The following is a 17002-nucleotide window of genomic DNA, read 5'->3' as shown; positions in this document are numbered from 1 at the left end:
CCACATCGCATTAATTATCCAAGGCTAGATCTGTCATTAATACAGCTAAAAATCGTGCAGCTTCACCACCGGTAATTGAACGATGATCAAAGGTTAACGACAAGGGTAATAAGGTGTGTTCGATAACACAGCCAGTGCCGTCATCAGATTTAGCATAGGCGAGTTGCTGGAATAGTCGACCGGTACCAAGAATCGCGACCGTTGGCGGCATCACAATAGGATTCGCATATTTACCAACCATGCTGCCGAAGTTGGACAACGTAATCGTATTACCGCGTAAATCATCCGCGGCAATTTTCCGTTGTGATACCAGCTCTTTCAGCGTGTTAATTTTGTCTCGCATTTCATCTGCACTGTAACGCTGAGCATCTCGGATAACAGGAACAAATAAGCCGTCTTTGGTATCCACCGCTAAGCCAAGGTGCATTGATTTAATAATTCGACGACCGATCGCGTGACTGTCATACCATGCATTTAGTGTCGGCTCTGCTTCGCATGCAAGCGCCATTGCACGGATAAGTCTCACCGTAATATCGCCTTGTTTAAACCAAGCAGTAATATTGGCATCATCATGCAAGGTGACAGGCACAACTTCGGCATGAGCCTGACTCATCGCTTTCGCCATACTCCGACGAACACCTTTTAATGAGACTAACTCCCCTACATCGGCAAATATTTTGACTACACGTTCAACATCGGCAGCGGTGATCGTACTGTGCGGACCAGATGGCGTCACCACTCCTAAGTCAATATTGTATCTGTGTGCAAGTGCACGTACCGCAGGGGTCGCTTTCACCCCAATGCTATTGCTAGAGACAGATTGTGCAGTTTCTTTTAACTTAACGTCCGATGTATTCAGCTCTCCCACAACAGATGTTGATACTTTGGGTTTTACTGCCTGCTCCGTTTTTGGTGGCGCGACAACACCTTCTTCTAAAAACTCCACCAGCGGATCGCCAGTATGAATAATATCGCCACTTTCTCCATACAATTTAATCACAGTTGCAGACTCGGGACAGGGGATCTCAACAATTGCTTTGGCCGTTTCCATCGACACCATTAACTGGTCTGCCGTCACCACATCACCCGGCTTAATGAACCATTCCACAATTTCAGCTTCGGGTAAGCCTTCACCTAAATCCGGTAATTTGAATATATGCATCAGAACTCCATGACTTCGTTAACGGCGGTAAGAATCTTATCCACGCTTGGCATATAGTGCTGTTCCATTTTAGCCAGTGGCATAATCGTGTCATAACCCGTAACGCGCATCACAGGTGCAAGTAATGACATCAAACCTTCTTCAGCTATAATGGCAGCAATTTCAGAAGCGACCCCTCCACTCCGTGCAGCTTCAGACACAATCACACAACGGCCTGTTTTCGCTATAGAACTAAGTATCGTGGTTTTATCAATTGGTTTAATGGAAGCAAGGTCAATCACTTCAGCCGAAATATTACGTTCTGCTAATTGATCTGCCGCCTGTTGGGTTTCATATAACATCGCGCCCCAACTAATTAAGGTAACGTCGGTTCCTTCTCGTAAGGTAAAGCACACATCCAGTGGCAATGCTTTACCATCATTTTCAACGGCCTCTGTTTGCAGTCGGTAAATTCGTTTCGGTTCTAAAAATACCACAGGATCAGGGTCACGGATTGCTGCAAGTAATAACCCATAAGCACGACCCGGTGAAGACGGGATCACAACACGAATACCTGGGATATGGGCAAAAATAGCTTCGGTACTTTCACTGTGATGTTCAGGTGCGTGAATACCGCCACCATATGGAGCACGCAATACCATTGGACAGCTTAAACGGCCACGTGTACGGTTGCGCATACGCCCTGCATGACAAAGAAATTGGTCGAACGCTGCATAGATAAAACCCATGAATTGGATTTCGACAATCGGCTTCATCCCTTGTGCGGCTAAGCCAATCGCCATCCCACTTATTAATGATTCAGCAAGTGGCGTATCAATGACACGTTCACAACCAAACTCAGCCTGTAATCCTTCCGTTGCACGAAAAACACCGCCATTAGTCCCAATATCTTCACCAAGGATTACGGTATTTTCATCTTCAGCCATTGCATCAAACAAGGCGCAATTAACAGCATCAATTAGGGTCATGTCCTTCATTCTTCACCTTCCTGTAAGCTTGCATTACGCACTTGCTCTAGCTGATCTTGATAATGTTCCGGTAAGGTTTCATACAAATACTCAAACATCGCAGTTGGTGATGCTGGCGGCGTAGCAAGATAGCGAGCAACCGCAGCTTCAATATCATCTCCGCATTGTGTTTCCAATCGGTCAATATCAGTCTGTTCAATAAGGCACTCATCTAGTAACAAACTTTTAAGTCGTGTAATCGGTTCTTCCTGCCATGCTTTACCAACATCTTCATCATCACGATAACGAGAAGCATCATCGGCCGTCGTATGATCAGATAACCGATAACTAATGGTTTCAATAACATGTGGGCCTTCGCCTTGCCGTGCTTTTTCGATTGCCTCTTTTATTCTGATATAGCAAGCGATAACATCGTTACCGTCAACTTGTTCACAACTGACACCACCTGCTATGGCTTTCTGGGCAAGGGTTTCGCAACTAGACTGTTCATCCCGCGGTAATGAAATCGCCCACTGGTTATTATTAATAATAAACACCAATGGCAGTTGCCATACGCCCGCAGCATTAACAGCTTCATAAAAATCACCTTTGGATGTCGCCCCATCACCACAGACCACAACAGCTACGCGTGGCTCTTTACGTAGTTTCATCGCATAACTAATCCCTATCGCATGACAACATTGGCTGGCAATTGGAATCGCACAAGGCATATCTTCCCGTGGGCCTTGAAAGTCCATGCCCCGCTCATCTCCCCCCCAATACATTAAAATCTCTTCAGGTTTAACACCACGAATCAGCAAGGTTGCGGTTTCTCGGTAAGATTGAATAAACACATCTTCTTCTCGCATCGCTTTACCAATTGCAGCACCCACACCTTCTTGACCAAGGCAGGACGCATATGTACCTAAACGACCAGTTCGTTGTAATGCAATTGTTTTACAATCAAATGTGCGGGTGAATAACATCCAATGGTACAGCTCAATCAGTAATTCATTACTGACTCCGGCAGCATGAAATTTCTGTAACGATTCGGTTAAATGCCCTTTTTCATCAAGGTATCGGGTATAATTAACGTTAAATGTAGTTTTTATCGTTGTACTGTGTTTATTCATGGTTCGCTCCTGCAAATGAATTCGTCAGTATTTGTTCAGCCAAGCGATTAGCCACAGCAACTGTCGAACTATTTTGGCGTTCCGCTTGTATAAAAATGTCCAGTAAGGTGTCATACAAGGCAGCCAGTTTATGCTGAACGACATCTGGTTTATTCAGATAAGCGATCTGTAATACACCACCTGAATTAATGACATAATCAGGCGCATACAAAATACCCTTGTTCGTAAGCGCGGTAATCATGTCTGGTGTTTGCAGCTGATTATTCGCAGAACCTGCAATAATAGCCGCGTTTAATAAGGCAATAGAATCAGCATTAATGATTTGACCTAACGCACAAGGAGAAAAAACATCACAACTGACAGAATAAATATCATCAGCTGACACCACATCTACCCCAAATTCATTCACGAGTCGTTCAGTTGCCTGCCGGTTTGGATCTGATACGGTTAATTTAACCCCATCCTCATGTAGCAGCCGAGCCAGAGCATAACCAACATTACCTACCCCCTGAATAGCAATATGAAGACCAACAAGTGAATCACGCTGCAACTTAAACTTAACAGCCGCTTTGATACCGTAATAAACACCTTTAGCGGTATGTGGAGAAGGGTCGCCCGATGCCAGACCTGCTGTTGTTGTACACATGACATGATTCGTTTGACTGGCGATGACATCCATATCATCAATCGTCGTACCACTGTCCATTGCCGTTATATAACGTCCATTAAGACTTTCAACAAAGCGCCCAAATGAGGCGAACAGCGCCTTACGGTCGGTTAAATGAGGGGGTTTTAGAATGACGGCTTTACCGCCACCAAAAGGCAGTCTATTAATGGCTGTTTTATAACTCATCCCCGCCGCTAAACAACAGGCATCTTTCATTGCCGCATGCGTAGATGGGTAATTAATCATTCGGCAACCACCAATCGCTGGGCCTAATTTTGTGCTGTGAATGGCGATAATTGCTTGTAATTGTGTTTCGGGATCACGCCAGAAATGCACATCGCTGAATGGATGTTGTTCAGCCATGTCAAATAGATCGGTCGATTCTATGAAGCTTGCCATGAACGGTTCTCCAACCTTGGGTTACAAATACCCTGAAGACGCACAGATTTTCACATTTAAAGTCATTGGGGTATGTAGGACGTTACTCTATCGATAACTATAGACACGATACGCAACAGTGACCATTACGATACGATCTATCATTAATAACAAAGGGGACTAGCGTTAAGCACTAAGACTTATCGTGGCTAGCAATAGAGAGTGGCGGTATAGAAATGAAGCAACAAGAGATAATTTTATATACCGTATATTAAAGCAATAAGGGGCATATCAACTGGATATACTCATTTTGGTTAAATAACGAACCAAAATAACACTGACACATAAAATATACGCCCTCCGGGCTTTTAATGTTACGACAAAACTGTTCTACTTGTCACCAATATCGTTAAAATCTAATTTTCAGCATCTGTACATAAAGGTTTACACCCATTATAAACCCTAGGTTCGATACATAAAATTAATCACTAACTCAGCAAGAAATACGTTGGAATAAAATCATGGCAACAGGTTCAAGAGCACAATTTTCGTCTCGATTCGGCTTCATTATGGCAGCAGCAGGTTCTGCAGTCGGTGTCGGTAATATTTGGGGATTCCCTACACAAGCAGCCAGTAATGGTGGTGCAGTTTTTTTACTTGTTTATTTATTGATGGTATTTATTCTGGCTTATCCATTATTGGTCGCAGAATTAACCATTGGTCGTCATGGCCAAGCTAACCCGATCAAATCTCTTCAATCTGTTTGGCCAAAGCAAAAAATAGCCGCGGCAGGTATCGGCATTGCAGGCATGGTCGCTGTATCAATGATTTTAAGCTTTTACGCGATTGTTGCAGGCTGGTTATTAGGTTCATTACTGTCTCCTTTCTTTGCACTTATCGGACTTGATGCCGCAGCTGAATGGGTTAATGCATTTGGTACTGAGCGTAACTTAGTGATGATGGTTATCTTCATGATCATGACGATTAGAGTTGTTAAAAGTGGTGTAACTGATGGTATCGAACGTTGGTCTTCACGCTTAATGCCTGTACTGTTCCTTCTGTTCGGTTTAATGACGGCTTACATCTTAACGCTAGATGGCGCAAGTGAAGGCTTAGAAATGTACCTTGTACCTGACTTCTCACACTTAAGTTCTGACTTAGTGATCAGTGCGATGGGTCAAGCATTCTTCTCATTATCATTGGGTGTATGCGCAATGATGGTATACGGTTCATACCTAAGCAAAGAGACCAACATTCCAAAAACAGCGGCGCAAGTAGCATTACTTGATACGGGCGTTGCATTTGGTGCAGGTCTATTAATCCTACCTGCTATGTTTGTGGCACAAAAAAATGGCGTGCAAATTTATGACGCAGCTGGCGCCCTACTAAGCTCTGATACATTAGTGTTTACTGTATTACCTGCTATGTTTGATACCATGGGTACGATGGGTATCGTGATCAGTATCTTATTCTTCCTATTAATGCTGATTGCTGCACTGACATCATCTATTTCGATGCTAGAAGTACCTGTTTCTTGTGCAACAGAAGAGTTGAATAAAGACCGTAGTACAGTGGTATGGTGGATTGGTGGAATCATTACACTGATTTCAGCGGTAATCATCCTCAACTTCGGTGATTTATTTGGCCTAGTTATTACTGCAACAACAGTTTATGCACAACCAATCCTTGCACTAATCTTCGCATTATTAGTAGGCTGGGTATGGCGTCGTGATCAACTACTTACTGAGATAAAACAAGGTAACCCTGAGATTGAATCAGGTTTATTCTGGAAGATTTGGCCTTGGTATGTACGTGTAGTTTGCCCTGCACTAATCATCTTAGTATTGGCGTCTTAATTAACCGTTACACGTTAGCTATTAACTATTAACGATAACTGTTAAGCGCTAACAAAATGGCGGCTATGTCTCTATTACTAGTATCACTAGGTATAGTACATAGCCGCCATTTATCTATTTTAACTTGATGCTATTTATCTTATTTTTGACCGAGTTCGTGTAACACCATTTCTTTATAACCAATCAAACCAAGAATGTCTTCATTTTCAATAACTGGCGCATTAGATAAGCCAAAACGTTCAAATAAACGTGCACAATAACGAATATCCATTTCTGGCGGTACTGACACAATTGGTTTAGCCATCACTTCATAAATGTTTACACGGTCAGGTGAACGATCTTTCGCTAACACTTGTTTCGCAATATCTGACAAGACCAAAATACCGTAGGCGTCATGTTGATCACGCTTATTTACGATAATTACTTTCGTGTCATTCTTTTTCATTGCATCAATCGCTTCGCGGATCGTCTGCATACCGTCCATGCAAATATAATTTTGCGTCATAACAGCATTGGCTTTAATTACATTTTTGGTCACAGTTCATTCTCCACCGTTTTTGTTAATTGACTGATTTGATGATTAACGCCAACCGCGTCTTCTACGTCGATTTGCACCGCAATACCAGAACCCGGCTTTTCATCAAGCTGCCCGACTTTATTAATTTCTTCTAAAATGTGTCGGCTTAAATGTTCTTCAACAATAAATAATAAAACGTCACGTTGCGTTTCGAGTGTTAAACCAAAGAAGGTCTTAGATTGCTTTAAGCCCTCGCCCCGTGCGTTATTAATGATCGTGGCACCAGTCGCGCCAGCACTACGAGCTGCATCCATGATGTCATCTGTTATGCCACCATCTACAAATGCGACGATTAATTTAAAATGCATTTTACTCTCCAACAATTCATAATTTTTAACTGTTATGACACGTGCGTATCCACGTTTTAACGTGATGGGATCGCCTTACCACGTGTACTAATCCACTGCGATATTTGTGCATAAGCCATGACCGACATAATCGGAAACAAACTTGCAAACGCAATTAAACCAAAACCATCGATAATAGGATTACGTCCAGGTACCGTTTCTGCTAAGCCTAACCCTAATGCGGCAACTAACGGAACGGTCACCGTTGACGTAGTTACACCGCCAGAATCATAAGCTAAAGGAATAATTAATTTGGGCGCGACAAGGGTTTGTAAAACAACAACCACATAACCTGCCATGATGTACCAGTGAATCGGATCGCCAACCACAATACGGTAGCAACCTAACGAAATACCAATCGCAACACCCAAAGCAACCGATAAGCGCAAGCCCCAGATACCAATCGCCCCACCCGATACTTCATTTGCCTTAATCGCGACCGCAATCAATGATGGTTCTGCAATCGTGGTTGCAAAGCCAATTAAAAATGCAAAGAGATAGACCCAGTAATAATCAGTCCACACTAACTCTCGAACAGTATCAGTCACGACTTCAGCATTATTTACGCTGGCAAGGAAAACAGGATCTGTTAATTGCTGCGCCATCAAACGTCCTAGCGGGAACAAAGCCCATTCAAGACCAATCAAAAATAGCGATAAACCAACTAACACCCACAAAAAACCCATTAATACCCGGCCTATATTCGGTAACGGTTTACGAATAACAGCAAATTGAAAGCCAAATAATATCGCTGCAATCGGCAATACGTCCTGAAACGTCGTGGCTATAGTCGATCCAATTTGATTCAACATATCAATAAAGGTCATAGCATCACCATCCCATATGCCATTACAAAGATCATCGGGTTAAGTGACGCCAACGCGATAAGGCCAAAGCCATCAATCATTGGATTACGCCCTTTAATAGAAGAGGCAAGACCAACACCTAATGCTGTCACCAGCGGTACTGTGATCGTTGACGTAGTAACACCGCCAGAGTCATAAGCAATACCGATGATTTCAGGAGGGGCGAACATGGTCATAATCACCACCAGCACATAACCGCCAATAATGAACCACTGTAACGGCCAACCTTTGATAATACGTAACACACCAATTCCAATCGCAATACCAACACTCAGTGCAACACTCATTCTTAAGCCTTGCGCGTAATCATTCATTGCGGCTTGTGTGTTACCAATTAAATCGCCACTGGCTGCAACCCTTGCCGCTTCTGCTGCAACAGCAATTAACGCGGGTTCAGCAACCGTCGTGCCAAAGCCAAGACAAAATGCAAATGTTAACAACCAGCCAATACTGCCCTTGCGCGCAAACGCATGCGCCATTGATTCGCCAATAGGAAATAAGCCTTGTTCTAGGCCATGAATAAAAAAGGTTAATCCCAATAATACAAACAATACGCCAATGAGGAGCTGGCCGACATTCGGTAGCGGTTGTTGAATAACCACTAACTGAAAGAATAAGATAACAAGAATGATAGGAGCAAGATCCCTAATGCTTCCTAACATAAATTTAAACAGGGTTTTGAACGTGTTAACCAACGTAACCTCCTTGATTAGTTTAATCAAGCGGATACTAGCGTACTGGAAAACTAAAAAATTGATCTAAATCAAAGAGAACAGATCCAACCCCATAGAGGTGTATTTAACATAAAAGAAATCATACGATAAACATATCACAACCACACAGCAACCATTAGACAACCACTGGATAACAAGTAACGATATCACCCATTACTGTAATATTGAGGTATTAATCTTACGAACCCTATTATTTAAGATTAATACCTCAGGTCTAATCACGATGCCAAAAGCAACATCTCGCTTATATTAAAACGTATAAGCAACGTTAGCACGAACCTCTCGACCAGCAGCAGCAACACCGTTTGATAAGTAAGGTTCATAATACCTATCTGTTAAATTCTTAACCGTCAGTCTCATGGTTAACTTTTCTCTATCAGCCAAAGGCTGCCATTTCACATAGATATCTTGCAGTGTATAAGCTTTACTTGCATTGTTAACGACATAACTCGTTGTAGGCACATCATCTTGTGCATCATACCAACGTAAATCCCAACCGGTTGTTAACCCTCTAATCCATTCATAACCTAGTCCAACATTTATATTCAATGGTGGTATACCCGGTACATGATCATCAGCGCCAGTGGCATCTTTCCATGAACCATTATGCTTACCTTGAATACTCACCAATGATGAATTCGCATAAAATCCATTAATGCGATATTGCCCCATCAGCTCAAAGCCGTAGGTTTTAAAACCATCGAGATTTACACGCCAACCTTGCTGAGTGTCCTTAACTCTTTTAGCCCCCATGCGCTGACCAATATCATTTTCGACTTCATTATAAAAACCGGTAATTTGCCCTGCGAACTGATCGTTATGGGTAAATACACCCACTGTATGGTTAGTTAAACTGGTACTAAATGCATGTACTCGCTCCGCATCAATATCACGACTTGTCGCTTTCGCACCACCTGCTTTTGCATATTGGACAGAATAGATATCATCAATTGTTGGCGCTTGAAACGCATAGGCATAAGCCACGTTCAAACTGGTGTTATCGGTAACATAATAATCCAATTCTATACGCGGACTCCAGCCATCATGTGACACCGCACTATAGTCATGCCCTACCGTTGGATCATTGTAGTCACTGGCTAAATTACCTTTACCTTCGCTACGTACATAATCGTAGCGAATTGAAGGTGTGATTAATAAATCATCGGTAATTTGATAAGCGTCAGCAATATAAAATGAGTAGGTTGATTGAGTACCTGATGGCTCATAATAAGGAGTGTAAATACCAAAGTTTTTCGATGCTTTCGTGGCGGCTGAGCGATTGTTTACCAATGAGTCACGATCTTGATATTGGTATTGTAAACCTGTCGTGATCGTATGTTCACCCACTTGTGCAGTGTTATTCAAGTCAGCAAAATGACGCTCATATTCAAGATCTGAAGCATGGCCGTATGATCCAACACTCACATACATGTAACTCTTATTTTTAGTTCCGTCAGGGTTATACTTATTCCAAGTAAAATCAGGGCGTTCCCAGTGACGTTTGTTCTCTGAAATCGACAATGTTAAATCAACATCAACCAGCGCACTAATTGGGTTATAGCGATAATTTGCCGTGGTGACATTATTAGCATATTTGTTATAAACCGTATAAGCCAACTGCGCTCTTTCTACCGAGCCGTATTTCTCGATATGGCGTTTCCCTATTGTTGGCATAGTACCGCGACGTGTTGCCCAAGGTTTACGACCCTCATCAGAAAATTCGCTGTGACTGAGTGCAAAACGATGCGCACCAACCTCATAACTCATTTTAGCTAACCAGTTTTTTTGCTCTGACCCCGAAAATTTAACTGTATTGCCATTACCGTCGGTCATGTCTTCGGTATTTCTCGTAATACCATTAACCAAGTATTGAAAACCACCTGTTTTACCGTAAGCAGTCACATTATAACGCTGGTTATTATCACCGCTGTTAAAACCTGCTTGTACACGAACACCAAAGCTTTCGTCTTCACCAAGTAGATCCTCTGCATCTTTCGTTTTAACGCGGATCGTACCACCTGTGCCACCGTTACCGGTTTTGTAATCATGTGCACCTTTGGTCACTTCAACTTCGCCAATCATACTCGGGTCAAAGAAGAAGCTACCATAACGGTATTGCTGAAAACCAATAGGCGCACCATCAACATAAAAAGCCAGATCTTCAGTCGCAGAAAAACCACGAATATTAATTCGCTCACCACCCTGACGTGCACCGCCATCAATGGTTACACCTGGAATAGTATCGAGAATTTCAGCGACATTATTGGCTTGTTGCTCTTCAATTTCTTCTCTGGTAATTAACGATTTACCCGGTTGGTCTACCGTAATCGCACGTTCAGAGTCATTCGCGACAATCGTTGTCACATTTTGATCTGCTTGTGCTGCAGCTGAAACATTTAAGCTAGAAATCACCGCCAGTGCGACAGCATTAAATTTGAAGAGATTATTAAATGTAGTATTACGTTTAGATGTAGTGTTAATGCGCATTTCATTTGTCTATAAGGTTTGTAAAGGCACATTCTAGACAAAAACAAACTCAAATGATAATTATTATCATTTGAGTTTTGTAAGCATTTGTAAGATTTCAGTTGGTTAAATCGACTAAGGCGGTAATAAAGGAGTTAAATATCAAGATGGCGATCATAACCAGCGGTTAACACTGACGCATATGAACAAACATATAAGTGATATCTAAACCTGCTTACTCATCGCTAATTTAATACCGAAAAATAGGAACAACGCCCCCGTGAACTTGGTAAGGTAAGTCGTTAATCGCTGATTATGCTTCAACTTACCCCCAATAGAGGATGATGACCAAGCCAGAAGATGGCACCAGATCATCGCGTTAATGTTAAAAATAACGCCAAGAAAGATAAATGACAGTGCTTTATTTGGGTAGTCCATCGCGATAAATTGCGGCACAAAAGCAAGAAAGAATAAGGCTACTTTAGGGTTTAACACATTGGTTAAAAAACCTTGAAAAAAGATATTCGATAACGATGTATTTTTGCTTTCGACACGCTTCGCATCGACGCCCTCAGTACTCTCTACAATAGCGGTGTCCATATTCACCGCCTTACTCTTTGACAATAGCATCGTAAAGCCGATGTAGAGTAAATAAATACAACCAATCACTTTAACAACGGTAAAAGCCATCGCTGACGTAGCCAAAATAGCTGATAACCCAAACGCTGCAGCAAAAACATGCACTAAAGTGCCGGCTCCAATACCAAATGCGCCAACAGAACCAGCTCGAAATCCTTGCCCTGCACTACGGCCAATAACATAGAGAGAATCAGGGCCGGGGATCAAGTTGAGCATAATGCCTGATACCACAAATAACCACAGTTCTGTTACTCCAAACATATATAACTCCCTTTATGTTATTGACTACTTATGACTTATTAATTAATGGCTTAGTTATTCATTAATAGTTTAGTTATTCATTGATTAGCAGTTTATTGATGCATAATAAATGTCTGACTGTTCCGTTTTTTTAAATTCAAACTCAACCCTTTTTTCTGGCTGGATACGATAATCTAAACGTAACGTATCGATCTCGTCAACAACTATATTAAATTCTAGTTTATACCAAATCATTTCTTTATCCCCTTCAGCATTAGGTCTGCGGGATACACTAGAAACAAGACTTGGTATTAATGCTTTATTCGATCCATTCACGATAATGTAGACATCATCCACATCAACTTCGGTGCCAAAATTTGTCGTTTCTAAAAATAGAACCGCTGACAAGTTTTCGCCTTCGACTAAGTGGGGAAAAATAGAAATATCGGTATCACCTACCGTTTTCTTCAATCCATCATATTTAGCTTTGTGGTAACCACAACTTTGACTTTTGGCAAGTTCGCTGTCGTTATTCGCATTCATCGGTTTAAAGTAAATGCGGGTCGTCGGAAAAACAGCGCAAGCACTCAGGGTTGTTAGCATTACAAATATACAAATTAACTGTTTCATTTTTATTTAACGCTCAATGTTCACATACAAAGGCGCATTATGAACAATGCGTTTACTTTAATCTATATGCATTTATAGACGCTTACAAAGGTCATACAAAGACAATACAAATCATTCTGAAGACAATATTTAACGCAAATTTGAACACCCACGCGCTTTACAGCACCAAAATACTTTACTTGTTGATAACAACCTGAATACAATCCGTCCCATTAATACCAATAGCTAAAACTTAACTAAGTCTTTCAATACAATACTTTATAGATAATAAAACATACCTTTTGTTATCTCATTACTTCTATTTTAAAGGGATTAAAATCAAGATGGATATACCGGTTATTAACCTACTTAATTTAACGCTAGGCGGATTCAATGTCTCAGATATTGCAACAGGCGCGTTAATACTCATGATGACCACAATGGGATTAACACTCAAGCTAAGCGATTTCTATCGTATTATGACACAGCCACTCCCTGTTATTACCGGGCTATTTATTCAATTACTCGCTTTACCAGTGATCGCTTTTTTGCTTATTGCAATTTATGAACCTGCTTTTCCTATTGCGATTGGTATGATCATTCTTGCTTGCTGCCCAAGTGCTGCTACCTCTAATTTTTTCACCCATATTGCCAAAGGTGATGTAGCTTTATCGGTATCTATGACGGCAATAAGCGGTATTATCGTTGTCTTTACCACGCCACTGTTTATTAACTTAGGTTTTATGAATTTAACCGGTGAAGGTCAAACTATCTACTTGCCTCTGCTGCCATCAATGCTACAAATTATCAAACTGATTATCTTACCCGTCGCGGTTGGCATGACCTTTCGTCATTTTGCTTCATCACTTGCCCAAACGATCGAACCTTACGCGACAAAGCTGTCGTTTGCGTCCATCTTATTTGTTATGTGTATCTTATTCGCCGAAGTTTACCCGAGCTTAGGTACCATTATTGAGTTGGCTTTAGCACCGGTGCTCACACTGAATATTGTGATGATGGTACTTGGGGTGACCATCGCGAAATTACTCAAGCTCAATACCCAACAAGCCCGCTCTATTTGTGTCGAAATTGGTATTCAGAACTATGTGCTCGCAGTGGTCATTGCAATTGCGATCTTAAAACAACCTGAATTTGCGATCGCAGCGATTGTCTATTTATTCACTATGTACGTGTGTGTTTTTGCATTTATTGCTTATTGCCGCTTCCAAGACATGACTGTAAATAAAACGGTAAGTGATTAGCTCTATTGTTCATAAACAGTAAGTAATTTTGTTTTTCATAAACAGTCAATAACAAAAAGGCTCACTTCAACGGTTCGTTAAAGTGAGCCTTTTATTTTCTGATTCAGCTTACTGCGTCATTTTAGTAACCATTATAGGCTAATAAAAATACCCGCTAATGCAGCACTCATTAAGTTAGCAAGCGTTGCCGCTAATACTGCCTTGAAGCCTAAGCTTGCAACATCTGAACGACGTTCTGGCGCCATCACACCAATAGAACCGATTTGAATTGCGATAGAACCAATGTTTGCAAAACCACATAATGCGAATGTAATAATCACTTGGCTGTGCTCTGAAATAGTCTCTTTTACTGCAGCAAAGTCCATGAAAGCAACAAATTCATTTAGAATCATTTTTTGACCAATGAATGAACCTGCGATTAGCATTTCATGTTCTGGTACACCAATCATATATGCTAATGGTGAGAAGATATAACCAAGAACACTTTGTAGTGTTAAACTTTCAATACCAACCCAGTGACCAACTGTCTCTAAACCAGCGTTTGCCATTGCGATAACACTCACAAATGCAATTAACATCGTACCGATTGCAACAGCAACTTTCATACCGTTCATCGCACCAGCAGCTAATGCATCAATTGCATTACTGTGTTCGCTTTTTGCCATTTCAATATCAGCGTCTTCAGTCACTGTTTCTTGCTCTGGCACTAATAATTTAGCCATCATTAAACTACCAGGTGCAGCCATGAAGCTTGCTGCAATCAGGTATTTAAGTTCAACACCTAAACCAGCATAACCACCCAGAACACTACCAGCAACCGATGCCATACCACCCGTCATTACAGCGAATAGCTCTGAACGTGTCATTTTTGGTAAAAATGGTTTAACAAGTAATGGAGACTCACCTTGTGAAAGGAAAATGTTACCTGTTGCCGCTAATGATTCAACGCGACTCGTACCAAGAAACTTCTGGATACCACCGCCAATCACTTTAATCACCCATTGCATTACACCAATGTAATAAAGCAGTGAGATAAGCGCACTAATAAAAATAACTAATGGCAATACACGAATTGCGAAAATAAAGCCTTCAGTCGCTAAATCACCAAATAAGAATTGAATACCAACATCGGCAAAGCCTAGGATGCTTGCAACACCACTACTCATTGCGCCCAACATTGTTTGGCCAATCGAAGAATAAAGTACAATCGCAGCAAAACCTGCTTGTAAAAACAGTGCACCACCAACGGTACGCCAATTGATTGCTTTACGGTTTTCAGAAAGTGCGCAAGCACATAAGATCAGTACTGCGATACCGACTAAGCTAATTAACAACTGCATAATTTCACCTTGTTCATATAATAAGTGTATAAAAATGAAAGGTGTCATACCGATTGTAATAAAATTTAGATGGCAGTAAACGCAGGAGAAATTAACACCCAGTGGGATTAATTTAGACCTGATTAATGATCAGTATTTTATTGCAATGGGTATTACGTGTATTGGTATATGAGGAGAGGAAAAACAGTATTTTTTAAGAAAATAATCTAGTCAGTCCGCCCAATAACAACATACGAGTCACCTTGATAGCAAGCTACAGTCACGCTGGTCCAAAATCCTTGGGTCGTTCACATTTCCTTGGTGACGGCTTGTAACTAAGGTGGCTAAACTCGATGGTTCTGGCCGGATGAGAATTATATAGAGATCTATGTCACATTAACAATAATAATTAAAAGAATATGACAAAAAACAAATTAACGGTTAAATATAAAACTAAAAATACAATTATTAAACTAAAGACACAATAAATCCCTCTGAATTCGAATTGGCAACCTACCCGTTAACTACCATACTCAAATGAATGAAAGGCAAGATTAATTTATTAATTTCGTCAACCAAGACTCGCTAACCTGGCTCTTCACTTTACAATTCGAGTAGGTACACAGATGGCAAATGCTTACACATCACTGAACTTCGCCCTTGGGGATACCATCGAACTGTTACGTGAAAGCGTGGCCGCATTTGCTGAAGACGAAATAGCCCCACGCGCGGCACAAATAGATAAAGAAAATCTCTTTCCCAGTGATATGTGGCGTAAGTTTGGTGATATGGGGTTGCTTGGTATTACCATCAGCGAAACATACGGTGGCGTCAATATGACTTACCTTGCCCATGTCATTGCGATGCAGGAAATAAGTCGCGCATCAGCATCAGTGGGACTTAGTTATGGTGCCCATTCCAATCTGTGTGTCAATCAAATCTACCGCCATGGTAGCGAGCAACAAAAACAACAATACCTCCCTGCACTCATCAGCGGTGAACATGTTGGAGCATTAGCCATGACCGAACCCAATGCAGGCTCAGATGTGGTATCTATGAAATTGTCTGCCGAACTCAATGGTGATAACTACATACTGAACGGCAATAAAATGTGGATCACCAATGGTCCTGAAGCCACAACTTATATTGTTTACGCGAAAACGGAGCCAAGCCTAAACAGTCATGGTATTACAGCCTTTATCGTTGAACGTGGTTTCAGTGGTTTTAGCCAAGCACAAAAACTCGATAAACTCGGTATGCGTGGTTCCAATACCTGTGAACTGGTATTTCAAGACTGCATTGTCCCCAAAGCGAATATACTCGGTAAACTCAACCAGGGAGTGCAAGTGTTAATGAGCGGCCTTGACTACGAACGGCTGGTTCTCACTGGTGGGCCATTAGGCATTATGGATGCATGTATGGATCTGGTCGTACCCTATATCCACCAGCGCCAACAGTTCGGTAAAGCAATTGGTGAATTCCAACTTGTACAAGCCAAAATAGCCGATATGTATAGCCAAATGAATGCCGCGAAATGTTATACCTACACGGTAGCGCGCGCGTGTGACAACGGTGAAGCCAGCCGTAAAGATTGCGCGGGAGTGATCTTATACTGTGCAGAACTCGCGACCAAAATGGCATTGGATACTATCCAATTATTAGGTGGTAACGGCTACAGTAATGAATATGCCGCTGGACGTTTGCTCCGTGATGCCAAGCTGTATGAAATTGGCGCGGGTACATCTGAAATGCGACGCATGTTGATCGGCCGAGAACTGTTTAACGAATCTGGAGCGTAGC

General features: G+C 41.6%; 15 protein-coding genes. 3 read left to right on the top strand and 12 right to left on the bottom strand.

Going from position 1 to position 17002, the window contains the following annotated elements; all coding sequences use genetic code 11:
• Positions 1-10: 10 nt before the first annotated feature.
• The 4 genes from HWV00_RS08765 to HWV00_RS08750 are packed head-to-tail and all read right to left on the bottom strand — an operon-like array spanning position 11 to position 4308.
• Positions 11-1162 (bottom strand): dihydrolipoamide acetyltransferase family protein, encoded by a 1152-nt coding sequence (locus tag HWV00_RS08765; protein WP_211685708.1) that lies wholly within the window; start codon positions 1160-1162, stop codon positions 11-13.
• A complete protein-coding gene (locus tag HWV00_RS08760; RefSeq protein WP_211685707.1) occupies positions 1162-2139 on the bottom strand; it encodes an alpha-ketoacid dehydrogenase subunit beta in 978 nt (325 codons plus the stop codon). The genes HWV00_RS08765 and HWV00_RS08760 overlap by 1 nt, the downstream gene beginning before the upstream one ends.
• Positions 2136-3242: a pyruvate dehydrogenase (acetyl-transferring) E1 component subunit alpha gene (gene pdhA, locus HWV00_RS08755; protein WP_211685706.1), complete on the bottom strand. Its 1107-nt coding sequence runs from the start codon at positions 3240-3242 to the stop codon at positions 2136-2138. Before pdhA ends, HWV00_RS08760 begins: the two co-directional genes overlap by 4 nt.
• The gene (locus HWV00_RS08750; protein ID WP_211685705.1) at positions 3235-4308 is read right to left on the bottom strand and encodes a Glu/Leu/Phe/Val dehydrogenase dimerization domain-containing protein; all 1074 of its coding nucleotides are present in this window, start codon (positions 4306-4308) and stop codon (positions 3235-3237) included. Before HWV00_RS08750 ends, pdhA begins: the two co-directional genes overlap by 8 nt.
• A 500-nt stretch (positions 4309-4808) precedes the next feature.
• Here HWV00_RS08750 and HWV00_RS08745 point away from each other — a divergent pair, with 500 nt between their 5' ends.
• Positions 4809-6143, top strand: a complete 1335-nt coding sequence (locus HWV00_RS08745; RefSeq protein ID WP_211685704.1) for a sodium-dependent transporter — start codon at positions 4809-4811, stop codon at positions 6141-6143.
• 139 nt (positions 6144-6282) lie between these two features.
• Here the strand turns inward: HWV00_RS08745 and HWV00_RS08740 are convergent, their stop codons facing one another.
• From HWV00_RS08740 to HWV00_RS08710, 7 genes are all read right to left on the bottom strand, one after another.
• Entirely contained in the window at positions 6283-6681 is a 399-nt protein-coding gene (locus HWV00_RS08740) for a CBS domain-containing protein (protein WP_211685703.1), read from the bottom strand.
• Positions 6678-7028 (bottom strand): P-II family nitrogen regulator, encoded by a 351-nt coding sequence (locus tag HWV00_RS08735; protein WP_211685702.1) that lies wholly within the window; start codon positions 7026-7028, stop codon positions 6678-6680. The genes HWV00_RS08740 and HWV00_RS08735 overlap by 4 nt, the downstream gene beginning before the upstream one ends.
• Before the next feature lie 56 nt (positions 7029-7084).
• The gene (locus HWV00_RS08730; protein WP_211685701.1) at positions 7085-7894 is read right to left on the bottom strand and encodes a DUF1538 domain-containing protein; all 810 of its coding nucleotides are present in this window, start codon (positions 7892-7894) and stop codon (positions 7085-7087) included.
• Positions 7891-8595: a DUF1538 domain-containing protein gene (locus HWV00_RS08725; protein ID WP_211686458.1), complete on the bottom strand. Its 705-nt coding sequence runs from the start codon at positions 8593-8595 to the stop codon at positions 7891-7893. Before HWV00_RS08725 ends, HWV00_RS08730 begins: the two co-directional genes overlap by 4 nt.
• Before the next feature lie 321 nt (positions 8596-8916).
• A complete protein-coding gene (locus tag HWV00_RS08720; protein WP_211685700.1) occupies positions 8917-11154 on the bottom strand; it encodes a TonB-dependent receptor domain-containing protein in 2238 nt (745 codons plus the stop codon).
• 204 nt (positions 11155-11358) lie between these two features.
• Positions 11359-12033, bottom strand: coding sequence for a LysE family translocator (locus HWV00_RS08715; RefSeq protein WP_211685699.1), 675 nt, complete (start codon positions 12031-12033; stop codon positions 11359-11361).
• An 84-nt stretch (positions 12034-12117) separates the two neighbouring features.
• Positions 12118-12642 carry a hypothetical protein gene (locus HWV00_RS08710; protein WP_211685698.1) on the bottom strand — a complete coding sequence of 175 codons (525 nt, stop codon included), beginning with the start codon at positions 12640-12642 and terminating at the stop codon, positions 12118-12120.
• A gap of 323 nt (positions 12643-12965) precedes the next feature.
• Between HWV00_RS08710 and HWV00_RS08705 the strand changes: the two genes are divergently transcribed.
• Positions 12966-13883 carry a bile acid:sodium symporter family protein gene (locus tag HWV00_RS08705; RefSeq protein ID WP_211685697.1) on the top strand — a complete coding sequence of 306 codons (918 nt, stop codon included), beginning with the start codon at positions 12966-12968 and terminating at the stop codon, positions 13881-13883.
• A gap of 131 nt (positions 13884-14014) precedes the next feature.
• On the opposite strand, the gene HWV00_RS08700 is transcribed toward HWV00_RS08705, so the two are convergent.
• A complete protein-coding gene (locus HWV00_RS08700; protein WP_211685696.1) occupies positions 14015-15223 on the bottom strand; it encodes a NupC/NupG family nucleoside CNT transporter in 1209 nt (402 codons plus the stop codon).
• A gap of 605 nt (positions 15224-15828) precedes the next feature.
• Between HWV00_RS08700 and HWV00_RS08695 the strand changes: the two genes are divergently transcribed.
• Positions 15829-17001, top strand: a complete 1173-nt coding sequence (locus HWV00_RS08695) for an isovaleryl-CoA dehydrogenase (protein ID WP_211685695.1) — start codon at positions 15829-15831, stop codon at positions 16999-17001.
• Position 17002 lies beyond the last annotated feature (1 nt).

The organism is Moritella sp. 24, assembly GCF_018219155.1.
Classification (GTDB): Bacteria; Pseudomonadota; Gammaproteobacteria; order Enterobacterales; family Moritellaceae; genus Moritella.
The sequence above is the reverse complement of the archived record's forward strand: the minus strand, read 5'-3'. Positions and strand labels throughout refer to the sequence as shown.